Origin of the sequence: Pelagicoccus enzymogenes, from assembly GCF_014803405.1 — a bacterium.
GTDB classification, from domain to species: Bacteria; Verrucomicrobiota; Verrucomicrobiia; order Opitutales; family Opitutaceae; genus Pelagicoccus; species Pelagicoccus enzymogenes.
In genome coordinates this window covers 436,863-459,063 of sequence record NZ_JACYFG010000036.1, presented here as the reverse complement: position 1 = coordinate 459,063, position 22,201 = coordinate 436,863, and the positions used below count along the sequence as shown (strand labels likewise).

The window sequence follows — 22,201 nt, the reverse complement described above, 5'->3', positions numbered from 1 at the left end:
TATTGATTCTACGCTTAAAAATAAAAAAGGCTTTCAAAAACGTAGGTTAAAACGGGGTTGGGCTTCCATAAGTTGAAGCTTGACGCTTGCTGGTCAAGCCTTAGATCGAAAATTGAACCAAACGTTAAGTTCGTTCTCTCAGCCCCTTTTTGTTCCCCCTCCCTCTATGTATATCGATCTGACTGTCGTTGTCGTCTACCTCGTCATCGTGACCTTGTTTGGCCTTTGGGTCGGTCGCAATTCGGGCAAGGACAAGGCGTCCTACTTCTTGGGCGGCAAGTCTTTCGGCTGGGTGTTGATCGGGTTTTCGCTTTTCGCGACCAACATCTCGATCGGACCTTTCGTGGGTGGAACCGGTCTGGCGGGGAAGGCGGGTCTGGCCCAGATCAATCCGGAGCTGCTGGGCGGCTTGATGCTGACGGTGTCGGCTTTGATTTTCATCCCGCTGTTCATTCGCAGCAACATCTACACGATTCCGCAGTTCCTGGAGCTCCGCTTCAATTCCGCCTCCAAGCTGCTCTTCGGCGGGCTCTTCGCCTGCCAGTTCGTGTTCTCCATGCCTCTAGCCATGTACACTGGCTCGATCGCGATCTTGGAGCTGTTCCAGTTCCCGGTGAATCCGGAGAATATTCGCATCGTGTCCCTGCTGATCGTTTTGACGGTGGGGTCCTACTCGGTATTCGGGGGGCTGAAGGCGGTGGTGGTGACCGACTTCGTGCAGGTCTTGATAATGGTGGTCGGTGGGCTAGCGGTTTTTGGGGTGGGCCTTTACAAGATTGGCGGGTTCAGCGGGCTCTACGAAGCGGCGGGGGCGGACCAGTTCGAGCTGCTGCGTCCCAGCGACGATCCTTACTTTCCCTGGACGGCGGTGATTCCGGGGCAGATGCTGCACTCTGCCTTCTTCGCCTTTTGCAGTATCCAGATTCTGCAACGCGCTTTGGGCGCCAAGGACGTGAACGCCGCCCAATCCGGTTTGTTGCTCGGCGGCTTTTTGAAGATCCTCGGCATCTTCCTTTTCACCCTGCCGGGAATCATCGGAGCCCAGCTCTTTCCGGAGGTCGCTCCCGATAGCCTCTACGCTACGATGATCCGCGAGTTCCTGCCGGTGGGCATTTCCGGCTTGGTCCTGGCAGGAATGCTGGCGGCTCTGATGTCGAGCCAGGACTCTGGGATCAATGCCATGTCGGCGGTGGTTGCCCTGGACGTTTGGCCCGTTTTCCGCAAGCAAGCCAGCGAGCGGGAGGCCATCATGGTGGGCAAGCTGTTCGCGGGCGGCACCTTGATTTGGGGCATCTTGGCGGCTCCCTTCTTCGCGGAGTTTCCGGAGGGGATCTACAACATGATTCTCAAGATAGCGGGCTACATGATCTTGCCGACAGGCGTTTGTTATCTGGTCGGCCGATTCGTCAAGCGAGTGAACGGGGCAGGGGCGGTCGCAACCTTGGCCGTCGGTCTGGTGCTCAATATTTACTACGTGGCCTCCAGCACTATTCCCAGCCTGCGTTGGCTATTGCCTGACTGGGTCGCGAACCTGCACTTCTACGAGCTCTACCCCTTCCTCGTTGTCTTGCTGGTGGCCATCTTGGTGGGCGTCAGCCTGCTCACGGCGCCGCCTCCGCCGGAAAAGTTGGCCTGCCTGCAAACTCCGCCCAAGCCCGTCGACCTCGGGCCTGCTGGCCCTTGGTATCGCCGCTTCCACTTCTGGTGGGTGGTTTACATCGTGGCCATCGTAGGCCTTTATCTCGCTTTTTAAGCTCTCCTCTCGTTTTTGAAAGTTGCTTTTTTGGAAGTGAACGGTCGTTTTAGAAGGATCCTAGAATTGTCCGTCGCAGCCAGAGCGGCTGCCCCATCCCTATAACCCTATGTCTCACATTGCATTAGGACGTGGCCTGAAGGTCCTCCATTATCTTGTTCAGCACGGAAGCGCCCGTTTTAAGGATCTTTCCGTTTTGCTCGATCCCGTTTCGCCCGCTTCGCAGATGCGCCTGCTGCAGACGCTCATAAACTTGGGCGAGATCGAAAAGGTCGACAACCAGTACCGGCTCTCCAGCAACAGCTTCTTTGGCGTTGCCTCATCGAACGATCCCTTCGCCATCAAGGCGGAAGAGGACGCGAAGGTGACGGAGATCATTCGCAGCCTTGCCCGCAACACCTCCTACTCGGCGGGGCTCTTTGGCTGGGTGACCCCTGGCACCATGGTGATTCTCAACACCTATTCTCCTATCGGGAGCGAGCGCCGCTACCGTCCGGCGGGGCAGGAGTGGCCGTTGGTGCCGTTCCACGACTTCTCGCAGTTGTTTCTCGCCTACACGCCGGAGTACTACCAGGAGGACGCTTTCTTCCGTTGGAACCTGTACTTGAACGATGAGTACAAGATCAAGGATTTCGATGCCTTCCTCACCAGCATGAACAGCATACGAGAGAAGGGGTACCGCCTGTCCGAGGAGATCAAGCGCACCTACGGCTCCTTCGTGATGCCCGTGTTCGTGCACGAGGAGAGCATGCCGCGTTTCGCCCTCGGGGTGCTGGTGCATGACAATCCATCCGACGAAAACTTGGAAAAGGTGCGCGAGCTCGTTGCCCAAGGCGTCAAGGACGTGGCTGCGATCTTGAAGGACAATATCACTCCCAAGCAGCTGGAGATGGATGCCGCCCGCTTGCGCAAGGTCGTTCGCTACAACGACCCGACCGAGTCGGAAGACTAGGGTGCAGCATGCCGCTCGGGTTCGCGGCAGGAATTTTCAGGAGACGCTCCATTGGGGGCGTCTCTTTTTTGCAGGGTAAGCGCACTTGTGCGTAGGGCTGCCGCTTGCGGCACGCCGCGATGGAGGAGAAGGAATAAACGGGGCACAGCGGCGTGGCGCGAGCGCCAGCCCTACGTCTGCAGGGTCTGCTCTCAGCGAATCGCTCTCATGGTAATGGTACTATACCTTGCGTCGAAGGCCACAGCTTCTGTCTTCGGTTCTTTAACGATAGGTCTCGGTGACCGAACGCTTTCAAAAAGGTTAGCAATTTCGATATAGTTTCATTTCTAGCTTGCGAAGTAAATGTACTTTCGGCATCGAAAGTTAATACGCAATGTCATTCCAAAACCAAGCGTTCACGTGATGGAAGCAGGGATGGCGTGGCGTTTATGCAGTTCGCCTCTCGCTTGCTAGGACCCCCCGCCGTTGCGAGGGAGAGGCGGTCAAATTTCGCTCCCCGTTTACCTATGAGTCAATTTCATCCGATTCCTCCCTCTGGTTGGAACAGCTTTGATAGTTTTGGTGGCTACCTCCACGAGGAAGCCGCTTTCGCCCAGCTGGAAGCTTTTGCAAAAACGCTCGTGCCGCACGGTTACGATACCTTCGTGGTCGATATTGGCTGGTATGCGGAATACGAATTCAAGGAGGGTACGAACCTTCCGTCTCCCAAGCAGAAGCACGCCGCCGACATTCGTCTTGACGAGAATGGCCTGCCGCTGCCGTCGAAGTGCTATTTCCCGAACGGCCTGCAGCAGCTCATCGACGCGACTCACGAGAAGGGCTTGAAGTTCGGCATTCACATGATGCGCGGAGTGCCCCGCAAGGCGGTCGAACTGAAACTGCCGGTCAAGGGGACCAAGGTCACGGCCGCGGATATCGCCAACACCTCCTCTACATGTTCGTGGTGCCATTACAACTACGGCATCGACATGAAGAAGGAGGGCGCTCAGGCCTACTACGACTCCGTCGTTAAGATGCTGGCGGACTGGGGCGTGGACTTCATAAAGTACGACGATATCACGGGCTACGCGGACGAAGTGGACGCTGTATCGATCGCCATCGAGCGATCCGGGCGTCCTATCACTTTGAGCCTTTCCCATGGAGGGGAGGCCGTTTCCGAGTCGGTCGCATCCTACCGCAGAGCGGATCTAGTGCGTATCACCAAAGACATCTGGGACGACAAGGAGTCGATCCGCCGGTCCTTCAACGCTTGGGCGTACTGGAGCAAGTTTGCGGAACCCGGCTTCTGGATCGACTTGGACATGATTCCCTTCGGCGATTTGCAGACCATGAGCCCCGAGCCGAAGAACGGCGATTTGCCGGAAGGCTATAATCCAGAGCTTTGCGGCAAAGGCTGGCAGCGTAAATGCGGGCTGAGCTTGGCCCATCGCCGGACCTTCATGACGCAGCGCGCCTTGGCCTGTTCGCCTTTGTTCGTCGGCAGCGACCTGACGACGCTCTCCGAGGAAGACATTGAGCTGCTCACGCATCCTCGCATGCTGGCCTGTAACCGCAACGCGATCTGCGGCAAGAACATCTACATGGCGGGCGACGCCCAAGTTTGGAAATCCGAGAATCGCACCGTGCGCGGAGCGGGATGGCTCGGCGTATTCAATCGCAATCCAGAGTCAGGGCGCTCGGAGCGTATCAAGCTTACGCATACAGGCCTCGGCCTCTCCCCGCGTACTCGCTTGCACGATATTTGGAACAATGTTTCTTTGGGCACTCTGCGGGACGCTCCCGAGTTGGAAATCGAAGCGGACGGCTGCGTATTCATCGAATTTGAAGGTGGAGTAGATTAACCACTCGTATCCCAAATATAGTTACATGAGCAAAACCCCCAACGTAATCGTATTCTTCACGGACCAGCAGCGCTGGGACACCTCCGGCTTGCATGGTTGTCCGTTAGATATTACTCCCAATTTCGACCGCATGGCTCAGGCTGGCACCCATATCGACTCGTCGATAACCTGCCAACCCGTGTGCGGCCCGGCGCGTTCCTGCTTGCAGACAGGACTCTACGCGACCCAGACCGGCAGCTGGAGAAACGGAATCCCCTTGGATCCTAATCTCAAGACCATCGCCCAGCACTTCAAGGAAGGCGGCTACGAGACCAGCTACATCGGCAAGTGGCACCTTGGCACCACGGATGGAGCAGTGCCGAAGCACGAGCGCGGCGGCTACGATCGCTGGCTGGCGGCCAACTTGCTGGAATTCGTATCCGATTCCTATGACTGCGTGCTCTTCGATGAGGACGACCAGCGCGTGAAGCTGCCCGGCTACCGCGTCGACGCCATGACCGATGCGGCCATCCGTTACATCGACGACGCGAACAAGCGGGAGCAACCGTTTTTCCTCTTCCTTTCTTACCTCGAGCCGCACCACCAAAACCACTTGGACGACTATCCGCCTCCGGTCGGTTACCGCGACAAGTACACCGGCCGCTGGACCCCGCCCGACTTGCAAGCCTTAGGAGGCAGCTCCGGTCAGCATTTGGGCGGCTACTACGGAATGGTGAAGCGCTGCGACGAAGCGTTGGGCCGTATCCAGGATGCCTTACGCAGCTTGGACATGAGCGATGACACGATCATCATGTACACCTCCGACCACGGCTGCCACTTCAAGACGCGTAACGCAGAGTACAAGCGTTCCTGTCACGAAGCCAGCGTGCGCGTGCCTACTGCTTTTGCAGGACCCGGTTTCCAGGGGGGCGGCCGCCGCAGCGAAGTGATGAGCCTTGTAGACCTCGTGCCCACGCTCGTGGACGCCGCCGGTTTGGGCGTGCCGAAGGAAATGTCTGGTCGCTCGCTAATGCCGATTTTGCGGGGCGAGTCCAAGGACTGGGCCAACGAAGCCTTGATCCAGATATCGGAATCTCAGGTTGGCCGGGCGCTTCGCACCCGTCGCTGGAAATACGGTATCGTAGACGAGCAAGGAGACGGGCAGACCCAATCGTCCTCTGACGCTTACGACGAAGCTTTTCTCTACGACTTGGAGTCTGACCCCTACGAATTGCAGAACTTGATCGACTGCGAATCGCATGACGAAGTAGCGGGCATCCTCCGAGTGAAATTGCTGGCTGCCATGGAGCGGGCAGGGGAGAAGCGACCGGAAGTTCGCCTCGCCACTCGCGACCGTAAAACGCAACGCAAGGTGAGTGCGGCCGAGGTGGTCTGATTGGGTAGTGTTCCGCAGTCTCTCTTTGTGGGAAGTGGCCTTGCGCCACGATGATGGAAACGTTGATCGCGACGCGAGGTCGCTTCCCACGAAATAATGTGCAAAAGACGTATTGTTTAGCGATACCTATGATGAACCGTATCAATAAAAAGGGTACGAGTTGGCTACGCGTCAGCTTGCTGATATCACTCTCGCTGCTTGGATTTTCCTGTAGCGCCCAAGACCAGGCCGAAGTAAGGCGGCCAAACATTCTGATCGTTTTGGCTGACGACCTTGGTTACTCGGACCTTGGTTGTTATGGAGGCGAGATCGAGACGCCGGTGCTGGACTCGCTGGCGGCGGAAGGGCTGCGCTACTCGAACTTTTATAACGACGGGCGTTGCTGGCCGTCGCGGGCGAGCTTGATGACCGGCTACTACGCCCAGCAAGTGGCCATGGATCCGGTTTACGGGCATGATTGGCCGCAATGGACACGCCTTCTCCCTCACTACTTGGGAGCCCGTGGCTACCAAAACTATCTGAGCGGAAAGTGGCACTTGCATCATGGCCCCAATCAAAAGGAGCACAGCGGCTTTGACCGATCCTACCGCTTGGCTGACCACGACCGATTCTTCAACCCCAAGGGCCACTGCCTAGACGACGTGCAGCTTCCCGCTGTGGATCTCTCGGAAGGCTACTACGCGACGGTAGAGATCGCGGATCGTGCGATCTCTTTCTTGCAGGAGCACTCGGATTATTATCCCGAAGACCCGTTCATGTTGTACCTCGCTTTCACGGCTCCGCACTTTCCGCTGCATGCTCTTCCGGAAGACATGGCTCGCTACGACGGCAAGTACGACGAAGGTTGGGACGTATTGCAGGAACGCCGCCACCAGCGAGCGACGAAGTTGGGCTTGACCCAGGGTAAGGCCGCGGTGCGGCGGCCCGAGATCACTGCGAGCTGGTCTGTATCGGAAGAACGACTACGCACAGAATTGCACCCTGGCGAGATCGGCCGCGCGGTAGCGTGGGATTCGCTGACCGCGGAGCAAAAGCGATTTCAAGCCGACAAGATGGAGGCTCATGCTGCCATGGTCGACCGTATGGACAGGGAGTTGGGTCGTGTGCTGGAACAATTGGAGCTTATGGGCGAACGCGACGATACGATAGTGATTTTTCTCTCGGACAACGGCGCGACCGCGGAGCAGATGATTCGGGGAGACGAGACCGCTTTCGGCGCGAATCCCGGAACGGCGGAAAGCTTCTTGGCCTTAGGGCCAGGTTGGTCGACGGCGGCGAATTCACCCTTGTCCTTGCACAAGCATTGGACACACGAAGGCGGCATCGCGTCGCCCTTGATCGTCAATTGGCCTGCAGGCATTCGCGCGGCGGGAGAAATTCGCTCCGAGCCAACCCACATCGTGGACATCGTTCCCACTGCCTTGGATTTGGCGGACGCGTTCGCCGATGACGACTGGGATGGCATGGCCGCTCCAGAATTCCCCGGACGCAGTCTGGTGGAGAGCTTTGCCAGCGAACCCGATTGGGAGGACCGTGCGCTTTTCTTTTCCCACTCTGGAAGCCGCGGCTTGCGTTTGGGAGATTGGAAAGCGGTCATGCGTCGCAACAACGACCAGATCTGGGAGCTCTACCACATCGCTGAGGATCGCGGTGAAACCAATGACTTGGCGAAAGCGCGACCAGAGCTCTTGGACCGCTTGGTGGCGATTTGGGAAGCGAAGCACAAGGAGTACAAGGAGGACGGATTACGTGGGCGCGATCCGGATGCGGAGGTAGTGAGGATACACAAGAACTGGTAGAATTGTTAGGACGAATGGAATTGATACTGGCTCTTTGCTGTGGGAGCGTGCTTGCCACTAGAACTCCAGGGATCCGATCCTGCACTCTTATCGCGTGACAAGCGTTCTCCCGAAAATCCTGACCTCACTCCAAAGTCTATATTGCTAAAACCCATGAAATTCTTCGTATCTACCCTATCACTACTCGCTGCCTTCATTCTTGCTGGATGCGCATCGCAAAAGGCGGAGCCCTTGCGCGCGTTGATCGTGGACGGCCAGAACAATCATGGGGTTTGGCCCAAGTCGACGGTTATGATGAAACAGTACCTTGAGGAGACTGGGCTTTTTTCGGTAGACATCGACCGCACCCGGTACCTTTGGAGGGGCGAGCAGTATTTGCCTGAGTACGCGTTGCAGGATGGAGTCGAGCCCGAGTCGCTCGAAGAGCCGAAACCGGATCCGGAATTCAAGCCGGACTTTTCGCAGTACGATCTGGTGATCTCCAATTTTGGTTGGAAGGCGGCAGCTTGGCCGGAGGAAACGCGGACTGCTTTAGAGACGTTCCTCGCCAATGGCGGTGGGCTGGTCGTAGTACATGCCGCGGATAACTCCTTTCCCGAGTGGGAGGAATACAACCGCATGATCGGTCTGGGCGGCTGGGGAGGTCGCGACGAAACGCATGGCCCTTATGTCTACTACAGCGAGACGGGTGAGAAGATTGTGGATACGGAAAAAGGCCGCGCCGGCACTCATGGAGACAGAAGCGAATTCATCATCGAGATCCGTGACGCGGACCATCCCATCACCAAAGGAATGCCGGCGCGCTGGCTGCATACGGAAGACGAGTGCTACGGTAAGTTGCGTGGTCCAGCGGAAGAAATGACAGTGCTCGCTACGGCGTATTCGGATCCTGAAACGCGCGGAACGGGGCGTCACGAACCCATGCTCATGACTATCGATTACAAGCAGGGCCGCGTTTTTCACATGACACTCGGGCACGACGTTCTGGCCTTCCAAGGATCAGGCTTCATCGCTACCTTGCAACGCGGCTCGGAATGGGCGGCCACAGGAGCGGTGACGCAGGCCTTGCCGGCAGATTTTCCGACGGAGACCGAAGCGCGCTTCCGGCCATTCGAGCGGAAACCCTAGCGCCGCAAAATCACTCTTTAATTGAGTAAAAAAACATGGGCGATTCGATCGAGTCGGTCTAGTATGGAAGGGTGGTTCGCCGGTGCGAGCCGCTCTTTTTTATACTCATCCAATCACTATGAAGACCCCCTTGCTGCTATCCCTTTGTTTGTTAACGCCTGCTTTGTCCTTCTCTCAAGGCTATGTTGAGCAGGACGGAATTATCTCGATCGAAGCCGAGGACTTCGCCTCGCAGACCAAGGCGGACGTGCGGCGCTGGTTCAAGTTTGACGCGCGCACGCCTCCGCACTCTTACGCTGACGCCGACGATGTGCATGTCGAAGGGGCGAGTGGGGGAGCTTACATCGAGATCCTGCCAGACACACGAACCAACCATGACGAAAAGCTGATCCATGGAGAGAATTTCAGTCCGGAGCCGGGCAAGATGTGTGTGTTGACCTATCCGGTCTACGTTTCGCAACCAGGCCGGTACTACATCTGGGGACGCGCCTTCAGCACGGGGCCCGAAGACAATGGGGCCCATTTCGGACTCGACGGCATTTGGCAGGAGAGCAGCCGACGTCTGCAATTCTGCGCTGGCAAGGGGCAGTGGACTTGGTCATCGGCCCAGCGTCGTCCGGAAAACCACTGCGGCGATCCATTGACGCTTTGGATCGATATCGAGGAAGCAGGGCAACATACCTTGATGCTGTCGATGCGCGAAGACGGGATCGAGCTGGACAAGATCGTGCTGGCGATGGATGAAGCTTTTCAGCCAGAAGGAACCGGGCCAGAGGTGACACGTTACGAGCCAGCTTCGTTGCCTGAGCGTACCCGTTTTGTGGATATAAAGAACTATAGTTACATCTGGCACGCGACTGAGGATTTCCAGGTCGATGCTGGAGCCGAGGTGCCGTATTACGTTCACAATCAAAAGGGCGCTCTCGCCATCAACGCTGCGAAGGAGGAGTTCCGCAAAGGCTTCGCCAGAGCGAGCAAGGTATTCGAGCAGAAGCGAGCCCGTGAGTTCGACCTGACCTTGGTGACCTTGGCGGAAACAGACGGAGAGAGTGAGTATCGGATACTCCTTAACGATAAAGTCATCGGAAATTTTAAGAACCCAGAAACGAGCGTAGATTATAGGGAAGTGACCTTTACTATACCCGACGTAACCCTGAATCCGCAGGACATCATTTCTGTGGAATCGAACGCTGTCACCAACGGAAAGATTCCGGAGGGAGACGGGACTGCGTTCGCGAGGGGCCGCTGGATTGGGCTGGTCCTTCAATAAGCTAGGCCATCTATGGGTACATTTGGATTTAAGAATTGGATACAAGTTGCGCTTCTTTTCGTAGTCGCTTCGAGCTACGCTCAAGAGCGTCCAAATGTACTGTTCATCGTCGTTGACGACCTCAACGACATGATCGGCTCCTATGGGGATACGCAGGTCAAGACGCCACATCTTGACCGGCTAGCCGAGCGTTCCCTGCAGTTCGACTTGGCAATGAGCTCCTCGCCCTTGTGCAACCCGTCGCGCACTGCGGTGCTGACGGGCTTGCCGGCGTATGTCACGGGGATTTATGAGAACAACCACTCTTTTCGCGACATTCCTGAGTTCGCCGATTGGGTGACTTTGCCGCAGTATTTTCGCAAGCACGGTTACCGAGCTTTAGCGGGCGGCAAGGTTTTCCATAAAGCGGCAGGAAAGCACTCTGACCCACAGTCTTGGGACGAGATCTACCATGACAAGAGCGGGACGGCGGCGCCCTGTGACGAGCAACGCTGGCAGCATGGCATGAAGGGAGAGTTCGCTTTGGACTATTACAACAAGGCGATCGATTGGGCAGCTTTGGATACGCCGAAAGAGGAGACGATTGACTGGCAAACGGCAGACAAGGCCGCGAAGATATTATCAGAGGAGAGCGAGCAGCCGCTCTTTTTGGCTGTCGGAATCTTTCGCCCGCACCTCCCGTGGTACGCTCCTAAGGAGTTTTTCGATATGTATCCGCTGGAGTCGATACAGCTTCCGAAGACCCGAGCTGGCGACCTGGAAGATGTGGGACCGATCGGTAGGAAAATGGCGGGCGGGCAAGCTCAATCAGTAATCGAAAAGCACGGGAAGTGGAGGGAAGCGGTACGCGCCTATTTAGCGAACGTATCTTATGCGGATGCCTGCGTCGGACACCTGCTGGACGCCTTGGAGAAGAGCCCGCATGCGGACAACACGATTGTGGTGCTATGGGGAGACCATGGATTCCATCTTGGAGAAAAGGAACACTGGGAGAAATATACGCTTTGGGAGCGAGCGAACCGCACGCCTCTCTACATCTCGGCCCCTGGTGTTACCAAAGCCAGGAGTGTGAGTCCTCGGCCGGTGGCGCTGATCGATTTGCATTCCACCTTGATCGAATTGTGCGGTCTACCGGCTCGTGACGACATCTATGGGAAAAGTCTGGTGCCTCTCTTGAAAAAGCCGCATCGCAAGTGGCATCCAGCCTTGATGACTCACTATCCCAATAATCATGCGGTTCGAGACGATCGGTATCGGTATATTCGATACGCCGATGGATTTGAAGAGTTGTACGATCACCGGAACGATCCTCATGAGTTTGAGAACATAGCGGGAACTCCGGAGGCGAAAGCGATCATAAAGCATTTGCGTCGGGAGCTTCCCAAAGAAAATGCAGGCTGGCCAGACTACGAACGTACTCTGAATCAGCACTAGGGATCGCGTGACGAGCACGCTCCCACAATGAAGGACTTTCAAGATGTTGAAAACGAAGCTCTCTAATACAGACCTAGAAGTGAGTCGCCTTTGCCTAGGCACCGCGAATTTGGGACTCAAGCAAAGTGAGACGGAGGCCTTCGCTCTGCTCGACTACTTCGTGGAGGTCGGAGGGGACTTCATAGATACGGCTCGTGTCTACTCGGATTGGATACCGGGAGAAAAAGGTCGCTGCGAGCGGATTCTAGGGGATTGGCTAAAAACGAGGCCTGAGCTGAAGGACAGAGTCGTGATCGCAACCAAAGGGGCTCATTACGAGTGGAGCGATAAGAGCAAAAACCGCGTTTCGACAAGCTTCGTAGCGGCTGACATTGATGCCAGTTTGCGTTCGTTGGGAGTGGAGACGATTCCACTCTGGTACCTGCATCGAGACAACTTGGACCGACCGGTTGAAGAAATCGTCGACTTCATGCAACCCTTTGTGGAATCGGGAAAGGTGCGTTTTCTTGGAGTGGCGAATTGGACTGTTTATCGGCTGTCACAAGCAAATGAATACGCTTCTCGGGAAGGTTTGCACGGTTTCGTCGCGAATCAGCCCGGCTTCAGTGTGGGGACCTGGGGGATGTCGCAGGAGAATAAGGATGCGACTTTAGCGAATCTCGATCGTCTAGGCTACGAGTTTCACCGAGAGAGCGGTTTGGCCTTGGTGCCGTACTCCTCGCAGGCAAAAGGCTTCTTTACGAAGTTGCTGGAAAGCGATGGTGCGGCGTCGCTCGAGGAGAATCCGTACTACTCTGAGCGGAACCTGAAAATAGGTGAGGTGATTAGAGAGCTGAGCAACCAGCATCGATGCAATGCGAATGCCATTGTATTGGCTTATCTGTTACAGCAGCCATTCCCTGTTTTTCCAATCATCGGTGCGTATTCGCCAAGTCTCGTCGAGGACAGTGTAAAGAGCTTGCAGATAGAGTTGTCACCTTCGGAGGTCGTGGCGTTGAGATGCGAGTGACGTGTCCTGCGTCAAATCGAGCGCCGCGCCATCGTCGCGTTCGCGTTGCAAGATTCGAGACATGGCCGTAGGGCTGTCGCTCGCGACAGGCCGCGACAGCGCGATCCTACATCTCGGCGTGGAGTTCTGCGGATTTGCAAACGGATGCTGGATACAAAGCCGTCTATAAGCTTTCGGCGTAGTATTCGTAGTTGTCGGCGTTCTTGATGGCTTTTCCGGGGCTCTTCTTGGCGAGAGATTCAGCAGTAGCGGTGCCGTAGCCTTTGTCGCCGATGGAGCTGCGCACCTCGTGAGCTAGCTCGTGAATGATGACGCCGGGCTTGGAGTCGAAACCGCTGGCGCCGGCCTTGCTCCAGAACTTATTGCAAAGGTAAATCTTTCGGCGACCGCCCGAGTAGACGTAGGCGTAGTAGTCTTTTTTGCAGCCGCAGTCGAAGTGGATCTTTCCATTGAGGGCTTTGGCGATGCGGGTGAAGGAGTTCGCCACAAAGGCGGCCCGGCGTGGCGTGTGTTCGCCGAACCAGCGCGCATAGTGTTGTTCCGCCGCGCTCGGGCCAGAACCAAGGTCGATGCCTCCGAAGGTCTTGACGAAGGTGGAGGCACCCACGGCTTTGGCGGCGAGCGATTTAGCAGAGCTGCGGGCGGAGTTGATCAGCTTGGTCTTGGTCTCGTCGCAGTCTTTGGTGTTTTGCTTGGATGCGGCGGCGCTGGGGGCATCGCCACCTTTCGAAGTGGGGAAGCCACGTTTGCTTTCCTCCTCTTGGGGACCTTTGGAGTCGCAGCCGCAATCGCACTTCGGTTGAGCGACTTCTTCCTCTTCGGCCTTGGGTTGCTGGGATTCCTCTTCCTCGGATTTCGCCTGGACCGCTTCTTCTTCCTCTTCCTTAAACTTGGCTTGGGGCTCCTCTTCTTCGTTGGACTTTGGGAAAGCGCTTTCGCCTTTTTCCTGTCGCTTCTCGCTGCTGGAACTGGGGGAGAAGAATGGCTCTGGGCTGGGGCCTTCGCTGCCGAAGAATGCGTTTTCGTTGCGGTAGCGTTGTACGCGCCGAAGCGAGCGTGGGAGATGTGATCGTGTTTTCATAGTGGTGAGTGAGCTTTGAGTTTCGGTTTTTGAAGTTTCAGTACCTTTGGGCTGCGACTTGTGTTTTGAAGTGGTGTCGGGGACCTTAGTTGTCTGAGTAGCAGGACGTGGTTTAACTGGTGGCGGAGCGTAGCTGACTTGTTGGGCATTTATGGATACAGTCTTGCCGCCACCGGTTTTGATTTCGCCGTCGTCCTCGACCTTGCCTCCCTCTGCGATGAGGAATTTGAAGGATCGCCATTTTTGGACCTTGTCGTCTGGGCGGTCACCGTCGACGACAGCCATCTTCGCGAAGGCATCTGCGTTTTGGACGACTTTCTTTTTCTTGTCAGAGTAGACGCGCCCCTCGCTATCGACAACACGGCCTTGGGTTGCCGTGTCTGTCGTTTTAGTGGCTCCACCCTCTGGAAGATTCGCGTCGGTCTTGGAAGTGAGGGTCGCGTTCCAGGTGGATGGTATCCGTTGCGGAATACTTACGGTCCAAGGTTTCGAGAGGTCGATAGCGCTGATGAGTCCATGGTCTTTGAGAGTCTGTTGATCGACGGTGTAGGAGCTTCGCTCGTAACCAAGGTTTACCGACATCTCTACCTTTTGGGCTGCCTTCATGGCAGGGGCTTCTATCAGATTGAAATAGGTCGGAGCGTTAAAGCGGTTAACTTGAGGAGCGAGGTTGTAGCCCACATTGCTGTTTTCGCCCATGAAGGCGTAGGAAATGAGGTGTCCACCGCGATAGATCGTTTTGGGGGTGCCGATCATTATTTTTTGCTCGTCAAGGCCGACGTGTCCGGCTCCGGTCTGCACAGTATTGGACCCGCGGTGGTTTGAGTCGGTGGCTTCCGCTTTCTCGGCGGTTACGGCCTTGGGGCGGTCCAGGGTGGCGGCGGTGTATCCAAATTTGTCCCTATTTACCTTGGCTCCGTAGGTTTGTTGCAGGATGCCGTAAGGGGTGGGGACTCCGCTCATGTTGACGATCTTAGTGAACTTGCGGGTTCCGGTGGCAGGTGGGGCTTTGCTGGAGTTGTCTTGCTCTGCGATAACGACGTCGAAGTAGGTGTATTCGGCTGGGGAGGCGACGTAGGAGATGCGGGGACGTCCGCCCGAGAACTCGATAGTGGCGGACTTCAGTTTGAATTTGTCCTTCACCTCCTTGAGCTTTCCTTGGATCGCCTTTCCGTTGTGTTTTCCGTGGTCGAGCCACTTTTCGACTTCCTGGCGGGCTTGTTTCTTTTTCTCCTCTGGCGTCAGGCTATCGGCATCTACCTTACCCTTTTTCTGAGATTTTTTCAGCAGGGCTTTGCCTTTCTTCACGATCCAGTTCAGCAGCTTGTCGACGGCTTTACTGACTTTCTTTTGTATCTGTCCGATGACTTTCTTGATCTTGGCGGCGATGCCGCCGAGACCGATGAGGCGGGCGAGGAAGGAAATGATAACCGGGAGCGTGCGAGCCATGGTTTGCTCGACGTAGTTGGCGGCGTCCTGCAGCTTGCCGTTTGCGATATTGGAAATGGACTGTATCACGCTCTCCACTACGGCGAGGATCTGCTGCATGCGTTCGATGAAGAACATGACCACGTTGTAGATGGCCATGATGGCTTCGATGACGGCGCCCACTGGATTCGAGAGCGTGGCCAGCTTGGAGATGGCGATGGTGACGATCTTGGTGACGATCCAGTCGCGGATGGCGCCCATGACGGTTTCCTTGAGGTTGCCCATCCATTCGAGGAACTTCTGCCAGATGCCGGCGAAGCCTTCCTTGAGGAAAAGCTTGAGGAAGTCGAAGGCCTTTTCGAGGCGGCCAACTGTCTTCTCGCCCAGTCGTTTGACCAGCTTGACGCGGATCATTTGGTAGGTGAGGCCGAGGATTTGCGTTACCAGAGAGAAGATCCCTTTGAGGTCGAATTTTTCCGGTAGCTGCAAGCCAGCTCCGGCGAGGGCACCGAAGAGCCAACCGACCAGACCTGTTTTGAGGTGCGTCCAAATGTTTTTGCCAAATTGGGCGAAGCCTTTGCCGAGGGCCTTGAGCAGGTTGCTGAGGAATGCGACCGGATCTTTGATGATGGTGGTGAAGGTGGCCTTGCCCTGCTTCAAGGCAGCGACAACGCGGGCTCCCGCTTCCCCCATCACGCCCACGAAGATGAACTCGAGGATCTTTAAACCGACGCGTGCAACGAGGGTGAGGACGGATTTGACGAATGAGAGCAAGGCGTTGCCGACGCGTTCGAAGGCGGGCAGCGGATTCATCAGATCGTCGATGGAGAAGCTGTTCCAAAGCGTGGTAAAGCGTTCGGCGATGGCGGTGGGCGAGAGTCCGAGTTCCTGCACCGTGGCGAGCAACCATTGGAAGGCCTTTTGCAGGGCTCCGCTGCGTTGTAGGTTGTCGTAGGTCTTTACGCCACCCGGAACGAAACTGAGGAATCCGCGGATGAAATTTCCAGCGGTGCGTTCGACGACCTCACCGGTGATGGGGTCGCGGCCTAGGGAAACGCGCAGGAGCGGGTATCCAGGAATTGAATCCAAGTGCGGTTTGAGCAGAGCGATCAAGGCAGCCTTTATAAGCTCGAGAACTTTGATGGCGACGTTGCCGAGAAAGGTGAGCAGCTTGCCGACGAAAGTGGTAACGATGGATACCGTTTTGCTCAGGAGCCCGGCGGGATCAGCTAAGGTGTCCAAGCCGAGCGAGTTCCAAATTTCGGATACGCCGCTGGCGAGACCGCTGACGGCGGAATAGAGAATCTGGAACTGGGTATCGAGCCAATCGGCCGCTTCCTGCAGTTTGCCGGTTTCCTCCATCTTCGCGAGATGGTTTTCGAAGCCGAAGAAGAGCAGGGCGTTGCGCAGGAAGGTGACGGTGGACCATTCGACAGCCTCTCCGGTGAGCGGATCGCTGCCGAGAACCATCACGATCATGTCGTAGGCGGGACTGTTTTCTCCGAACAAGGCTTTGACGGCTGTAACGGCGAGGGCCCGGAGTACCTCGATCAGTTTAGCTGCGACCGCTTTGATGAAGCTGCCGATATCGGAGAAGAATCCGGAGAAGGTGTTTTTGAAGATGCGAACATTGCCGCTGATGCCTTCGGTGATCCCCATGCGATCCCAGGCGAGGCTCCAAAGCTTTTTCACGCGACTCCACGTGAGATCGTATTGAGTGATCTGGGACTCGATCCAGGCAAAGGCAGCGTCGAGGGCCCCGCCTTCGTTCAGGCGATCAAAGAGCTTGGTTCCACCTGGTAGGAGACCGGCAGCTCCACGGAAGAAGTTGCGGGCGCTCCACTCGACGTCGCGGCCGAGGATGGGATTGTAACCGATGAGCACGGTGCCGAGGGAGTAGCCGGGGATGGCTTCGGCGATGTCGTTTATTTCTTCCCTGACCTCGTCCATGGAGGTAGGGATGCGCTGGATACGCGGAGGAACGGTATGGGGTGCAGGAGATGGCGAAACGCTGCGCGCGGGGGCTTGGCCTTGCTGCACGACATGCGTCAGTTCATGGGCAAGCAAATGTCGGCCTTCGCGAGTTTCCGGCTGGTAGCGGGAGGCTGCGAAGTAGACGTCTTGCCCATGGACGAACGCTTTGGCGTTGATGGAGCGGCTAAGAGCGTCGGCCTGCTTGTCGGTGTGCACACGGACCTTGGAGAAGTCAGCTCCAAAGGACGATTCCATCGGAGAGCGTACCGGCTCCGGTAAAGGGGTTCCGCTGTTTTTGCTGGCGCGGAGTTGAGTTTCAAATCGATTTCCGGGAGCCGGCGGGCCGCGGGCGCTATCGGGTCGGCTGCGTGGATTGGAAGCTCGGAAGATGGGATGGGCTCGTTTTGCGGAGCTTAGGGGAAGGGACGATCGGGAGAGCGAAGGTTCGCTGGGGAACAGCTTGTGCGAGGCTCGGTTCAGCCTCTTGCTGAGCCGGGGGCTGGTTTGCGCTCGATTGCCGGCTGGCCTACGCTGGGCTGCACTGGGAGAGCTGCTCGTGGATGCAGGGGTCGAGGGCGGTGGGGCGGAGGGGCGAAAGAAGGTTTGCTCCTGTTGGGCGACCACTTTTTCAGCGGTGGCTTCCGCTTCTCTCTCGTGGGGGTCGTCTGCTTGGCTGACCTCGAGTTTGGCTTGGACTGGCGTGGCCGTGTTTGCGGAGTCGGCTGACTGTTTGGGGGAAGCGGGCTGAAAAAAGGGTACGGAAGGGGAGGCTGCTGTCCGTTGAGCGGCAGTGGGAGCGGTGATTTTGGCTGGAGCGTGGGTTTTCAGGGGGAAATTCGTAGCGCGGAGCTTTAGCCCGCGTCCTCGGAAGATTGATCCTGCAGTGTGGCCGCGGGCTGAAGCTCCGCGCTACGGGGTGGGCTGCTGTGGTTCATGATCAGCTTCGCCATTGCACGAGCAGGGGTTGTTTCAACCAGGGGAAGTGGATGTACCTGAACTGCCAGGGGAGGCGGTCGAGCAGCATGTCGTAGGCTTGCTTCTCGACTTGGAGGCGTACCGGTTGGGAGTCGAGGTAGAGAAGTCCTTCGCGCTGGAGGAAGCTCTGGCGAAGTCCTTCGAGCGAGGTTTTTCCCAAGGCTTTCCAGTGATCGATGGCGGCCTGCAGCATCGTTTCAGCCGCCGCGGTCTCTTCGGAGCTCAGCTCGGGAAACTCCGCAACCTCGTCGGTGGTAATTCCGCAAAGCGCTTTTTCCATGACCAAGGTGTGTTCGGGCAGCCCGCTTTGACCAGTGGCGAGAAATTGCAACAGTTGGGCGGCCCGCCAGCGGGTGGTGGGCAGGAAGGTCTTGCTTTCGCTGAGATAGCCCAGCGAATGGAAAAGACGGCTCAGGAAGGGATTGAGCAAGACCAGCCCGGCGTTGCTCACGAATAGGCCATCCGGACGAATGGGAGCGATTTCGTTGTTCTCGGCGAATCCAAGGAGATCTTGGTTCAGAGGCACTTCCTGTTGGAACGTGTCGCTGGGACCGGTGTCATTGTTTTTCCATGACAAGTCGTTTGTAGCAACTGGGGGAGCCTCTTCGTTCGCGACGGGTTTTGTTTGGCCCTTCCTCGTGGTAGCTTCGGGATTCTCAGGGGGAACGGTGGGGGTTATTGTTTGCAGTACCGATTGAGGTGGCTGTTGCGGAGCGGGAAGTTGCGAAAGGTAGCTGTGAAGCAGTTGGCGATTCGCGTGCTCTGGATTCTCGGGGTTGGGAATGGTGTTCCCGGCGTTTCCTGTTAGAAGCGTTTTTAGTTCTTGAGGGGCGATAGCGCGAGCGAGTCGGATTGCGGCGTGAGGACTGTTTTGCAGGGCTTGCCGCAAGCCTTGGAGAAATTTGCTTTTCGCCGGAGAACTCCATTTGCTGGGATGTATAGCTTCTGGCCAGCGAGATGCCGGAAACCACCAAGGAAGGTGACCCGATTCCAGAAAGGACAGTAGTGCGTCGGCTCGTGATTCGGCGTTGTTGGCTGATTGTTGTGGGCTGTCCTGAGCCGTCACTTGCGGCTGATCTGCGAACGCTTCTCCCGTTTGAATTGGGAAGCGAGGAAAAGAGAAACGCTCGCCTTCGTGCGCGGGAATATCGCTTTTCTTTTGTCCTAGCTGATTGGATACAGCTGAAGCGATGCGTGACGCACCGTTTTTAAGGAATTCATCTACGGGGATTGCTCCGAGATCGATTTCCAGTTTCTCGATACGGATAGAGGTCTCAGGGTCTCGAGAATCGAGAATCTTTTCCAGGTGTTGAGCGAGCGGTCCCATGGCGAAATCGCGCAGGCGTTCATCCAATCTTCGAGTATCGCTCCCTGGTGGCAGCGATACGTCGAGCAAAAGCTGATGAACGGTGTGGGAGCTCATATGCGAACTTTCGCGACAGCGCCCATGTTGCCGATGAGCTTCTTGACTTGATTGTTGTTGCTGTGAGAAGCGACGAGTTGGTCAGCGCTCTCGGCGACGATTTTTTGCCCTTCGGTGGTTTCCATGTCCATGACCATGTTAGTGGCGGTCTTGCCGAGGTTGACGTAACTGGTATTCACGCTCCTGCCTTGGGAGGCAGCGAGTTCCGCTTCTTCGGCAATGAGCTTCATGGTGCGGGAAGCGGCGTCGGCCTGTTTCTTTTCGATCTCGACGATTTGCTTGTCGGCGTTAGCGGGAGCGATGCCGAGATCCTTCTGCTTGCGGATACGTTCGATTTCGTTCTGTAATCCTGTCAGCTCCCTTTCCATTTCGATGATCTCGGGAGCCTTATTGCCGAATCTACCGGGATCGGCGAAGTCGATATCGAGGTCTCCCTTGCCGGGCGTGGTGGCGCGAGTGAAGCTGGCGATGTCCTTGAAGATATCGAAACTGGAGGTGACGCGTTCGGTAATGGTTGTATCCAGATACTGGGTGAAATTCGCGGTCTTTGCGGTGAATATGTTGTCTACTGCGATTTCGGTGACCGGAGAAACCTTCCAATCGTAGATGTCTTTCCAGGGGAGGATATCGAGGTCGAACTCGGGGATCTTGATTTCTGGTTCCACGGGAGCATCCTCTTCTTCGAGGGTGGCGAGGTCGAAGTAGGAGTAGTAGGGGAGGCAGAAGTCGGCTTTGACGATTTGTTTGCTGGTGTCCTCGGATTTGGAATACACGAGAATAAAGGTGCCACCGATGGGAACGCCGCCGAGGTGTTCGAGGCCGGGATTCTTGCGCAGGAATTTTTCGAAGGTCGATAGCTGGGCGATCTTGCGTTTCCGCTTTTTTAGGCGATCGACGAGTATCTTCCAATTGGCAGAAAAGTCGGGCTGCACGATACGATCAACGGGGGAGAAGTGTACGTTGCTCGAGATGGATCCGATGTTGCGGTTTACGATGTGGCCTTGGCGCACCGTCTCGCTGTAGTCGGCCATGAAGCGAAGCCCTTTGTCTGAGGTAGCCTGTTGCAGCGAGCTGGGGAGTTCCGTCAGGGCTGACTTGGACTTGGCCCGGACTTGACCTGCGGCGTCTCGCGTTTTGACCAGATCGACTTTGGATACGCTTTTGTCTCCGGTTGGAACGCGATCTTGGCCGGCGTCGATTTCTGTTTGCAAGCGATCTGCGAAACCATCGAGGTCGCGGAGGTGGAGCTTGAAGCGGGAGCGTTGATCGAAGAAGGCAGTTTCGAGGTCGAAGAAGCGAATCGGTGGAATACGAACGAAATCGGGGTCGTCCTCGATTTGGATACTGAGGATCTGGAAGGGAAGGTTGTACTGGTCGCGTAGTTGCTCGAGACGCGTGGTTACGGAGTCGACTGACTTTCCAAGGTGACCCTCGATGCGAAGGAATCCGTTTTCAGGCAGGGCCTGCTCTAGCGAGTTCTCGTCGTTGTTGTCGTAGGAAGGAGCGGGGCTTGCGTCGCAGCGAAGCAGGTTTTCCACTCTCCAAGGAATTGTATCCAAATTTTTGTAATAGGCTGGAATGGAGCGCTGGCCCAGCGAATTCGAGCAGGCGGTCGAAGTGCAAATGCGGACCTCGGGCAAACCGAAGGTGCGAGCATAGTCGAGATTCTGGGCGAGCGAACGGAGCCGGTCCCAGAGCAGCTGGGTGCGGCGGCCGGCGTTTGCATTGGCATGGTTCGCGTGTGAGCGGACGAAGCCATGTCGCATTCCGGAGGTGTCGCAAGGAGAGGTGTCGCGAGGAAGTCCGAGCAGCACGTGCTTGGGGTGAGCCTCGAGAGGCGGGACACAGTAGCTCTCGTTTAGAAAGAGGGATTCCTTCCATTCGTTGAAGGCTTGGCAGAAGTCGCGGTAGAATGAATACACGCTCTGCAGCCCACGGATCTCGGTATTGGGGTTGAAGCCTTTGGGTAGCTTGCTGAGCCATTTAAGATCGTCTCCTCCAGTGGCGGGAGCGAAGGCTTGTTTCTGCTTTTCGATGAGAGAAAAGGCTTTCGCGACCACACTGGCGGAAGCATCGATAGCCTTGGTATAGCGGCTTTGCAGGCTGTCGCTACCCTCCAGTTTCTTGACGATTCCGGATTGGATCTTGGGGCGAATGGGAGCGAGCTCGGGAAGCTGCGAAGCGATTTGGCTGAGGGGAGCAGAGAGGGGAGAGAAGGCGGCTGTCGGAGCGAGCAGTACGCGTAGCTTATTGTGTTGGATCTTTCCCTTGTTGTCGCAGTTTTCGGTGGTGCAGAAGTCTGGCTCCTTGGTGTAGCTTTCCAGGTAAAGGACGAGGACTTTGTTCTTCAGGAGGTTGGCGGTGATGGCTTTGGAGCCATCGCTTGTTTCCTGCTCCTTTTTGCTGATGAGTTCTTGCAGGCCGGAGGCGTTGGCGAGAGGTGGATATTTAGCGTTCTCGTCCTTGAAGGGGCGGGCGAGCGCGAGCTCCTTGTCCGCCGGAAGGGCGAGAAGATCACCGTCGGTGGTCAGGGCGCAACCAGCGGAAAGTAGTATCCGATCTGCCGATACTTGTAGTTCAAGGCCGCAGACGATGCCGGTTCCGACGAGCCAGGCCCGCGTTTGGCGCTCTTGGAAGTCCAGGTACTGGATGAGCTGGTTGAGTTGCTCGGCGGTGAGAACTTGGTCCTGGGCAAAGAAGGTGAAGCCCGGCACGGGCGCCTGGAGCTTGAAGGCTGTATTGATCGGTACGACAGGCAT

The 22,201-nt window shown here is 56.6% G+C and carries 12 protein-coding genes; 9 read left to right on the top strand and 3 right to left on the bottom strand.

Annotated elements, in window-relative coordinates:
• The first annotated feature begins 166 nt into the window (after positions 1-166).
• From IEN85_RS14240 to IEN85_RS14200, 9 genes are all read left to right on the top strand, one after another.
• A complete protein-coding gene (locus IEN85_RS14240) occupies positions 167-1,753 on the top strand; it encodes a sodium:solute symporter family transporter (protein ID WP_191617754.1) in 1,587 nt (528 codons plus the stop codon).
• A 109-nt stretch (positions 1,754-1,862) separates the two neighbouring features.
• On the top strand, positions 1,863-2,705 hold the full coding sequence (locus IEN85_RS14235; RefSeq protein WP_191617753.1) for an IclR family transcriptional regulator: 843 nt from the start codon (positions 1,863-1,865) through the stop codon (positions 2,703-2,705).
• 506 nt (positions 2,706-3,211) lie between these two features.
• Positions 3,212-4,546: a glycoside hydrolase family 27 protein gene (locus tag IEN85_RS14230; protein ID WP_191617752.1), complete on the top strand. Its 1,335-nt coding sequence runs from the start codon at positions 3,212-3,214 to the stop codon at positions 4,544-4,546.
• 25 nt (positions 4,547-4,571) lie between these two features.
• Complete coding sequence (locus IEN85_RS14225; RefSeq protein ID WP_191617751.1) at positions 4,572-5,921, top strand: sulfatase family protein; 1,350 nt, start codon at positions 4,572-4,574, stop codon at positions 5,919-5,921.
• A 128-nt stretch (positions 5,922-6,049) separates the two neighbouring features.
• Positions 6,050-7,720: an arylsulfatase gene (locus IEN85_RS14220; RefSeq protein WP_191617750.1), complete on the top strand. Its 1,671-nt coding sequence runs from the start codon at positions 6,050-6,052 to the stop codon at positions 7,718-7,720.
• Between the two features lie 153 nt (positions 7,721-7,873).
• On the top strand, positions 7,874-8,848 hold the full coding sequence (locus IEN85_RS14215) for a ThuA domain-containing protein (protein ID WP_191617749.1): 975 nt from the start codon (positions 7,874-7,876) through the stop codon (positions 8,846-8,848).
• Between the two features lie 118 nt (positions 8,849-8,966).
• Positions 8,967-10,118, top strand: a complete 1,152-nt coding sequence (locus IEN85_RS14210; RefSeq protein ID WP_191617748.1) for a hypothetical protein — start codon at positions 8,967-8,969, stop codon at positions 10,116-10,118.
• 12 nt (positions 10,119-10,130) lie between these two features.
• Positions 10,131-11,552 (top strand): sulfatase, encoded by a 1,422-nt coding sequence (locus tag IEN85_RS14205; protein ID WP_191617747.1) that lies wholly within the window; start codon positions 10,131-10,133, stop codon positions 11,550-11,552.
• Between the two features lie 43 nt (positions 11,553-11,595).
• The gene (locus tag IEN85_RS14200) at positions 11,596-12,561 is read left to right on the top strand and encodes an aldo/keto reductase (protein WP_191617746.1); all 966 of its coding nucleotides are present in this window, start codon (positions 11,596-11,598) and stop codon (positions 12,559-12,561) included.
• Positions 12,562-12,724: 163 nt separating this feature from the next.
• On the opposite strand, the gene IEN85_RS14195 is transcribed toward IEN85_RS14200, so the two are convergent.
• From IEN85_RS14195 to IEN85_RS14185, 3 genes are all read right to left on the bottom strand, one after another.
• Positions 12,725-17,668 carry a M35 family metallo-endopeptidase gene (locus tag IEN85_RS14195; protein WP_318186622.1) on the bottom strand — a complete coding sequence of 1,648 codons (4,944 nt, stop codon included), beginning with the start codon at positions 17,666-17,668 and terminating at the stop codon, positions 12,725-12,727.
• Positions 17,669-17,981: 313 nt separating this feature from the next.
• Positions 17,982-19,442, bottom strand: coding sequence for a contractile injection system tape measure protein (locus IEN85_RS14190; RefSeq protein ID WP_191617744.1), 1,461 nt, complete (start codon positions 19,440-19,442; stop codon positions 17,982-17,984).
• Positions 19,439-22,201, bottom strand: a complete 2,763-nt coding sequence (locus IEN85_RS14185) for a hypothetical protein (RefSeq protein WP_191617743.1) — start codon at positions 22,199-22,201, stop codon at positions 19,439-19,441. The genes IEN85_RS14190 and IEN85_RS14185 overlap by 4 nt, the downstream gene beginning before the upstream one ends.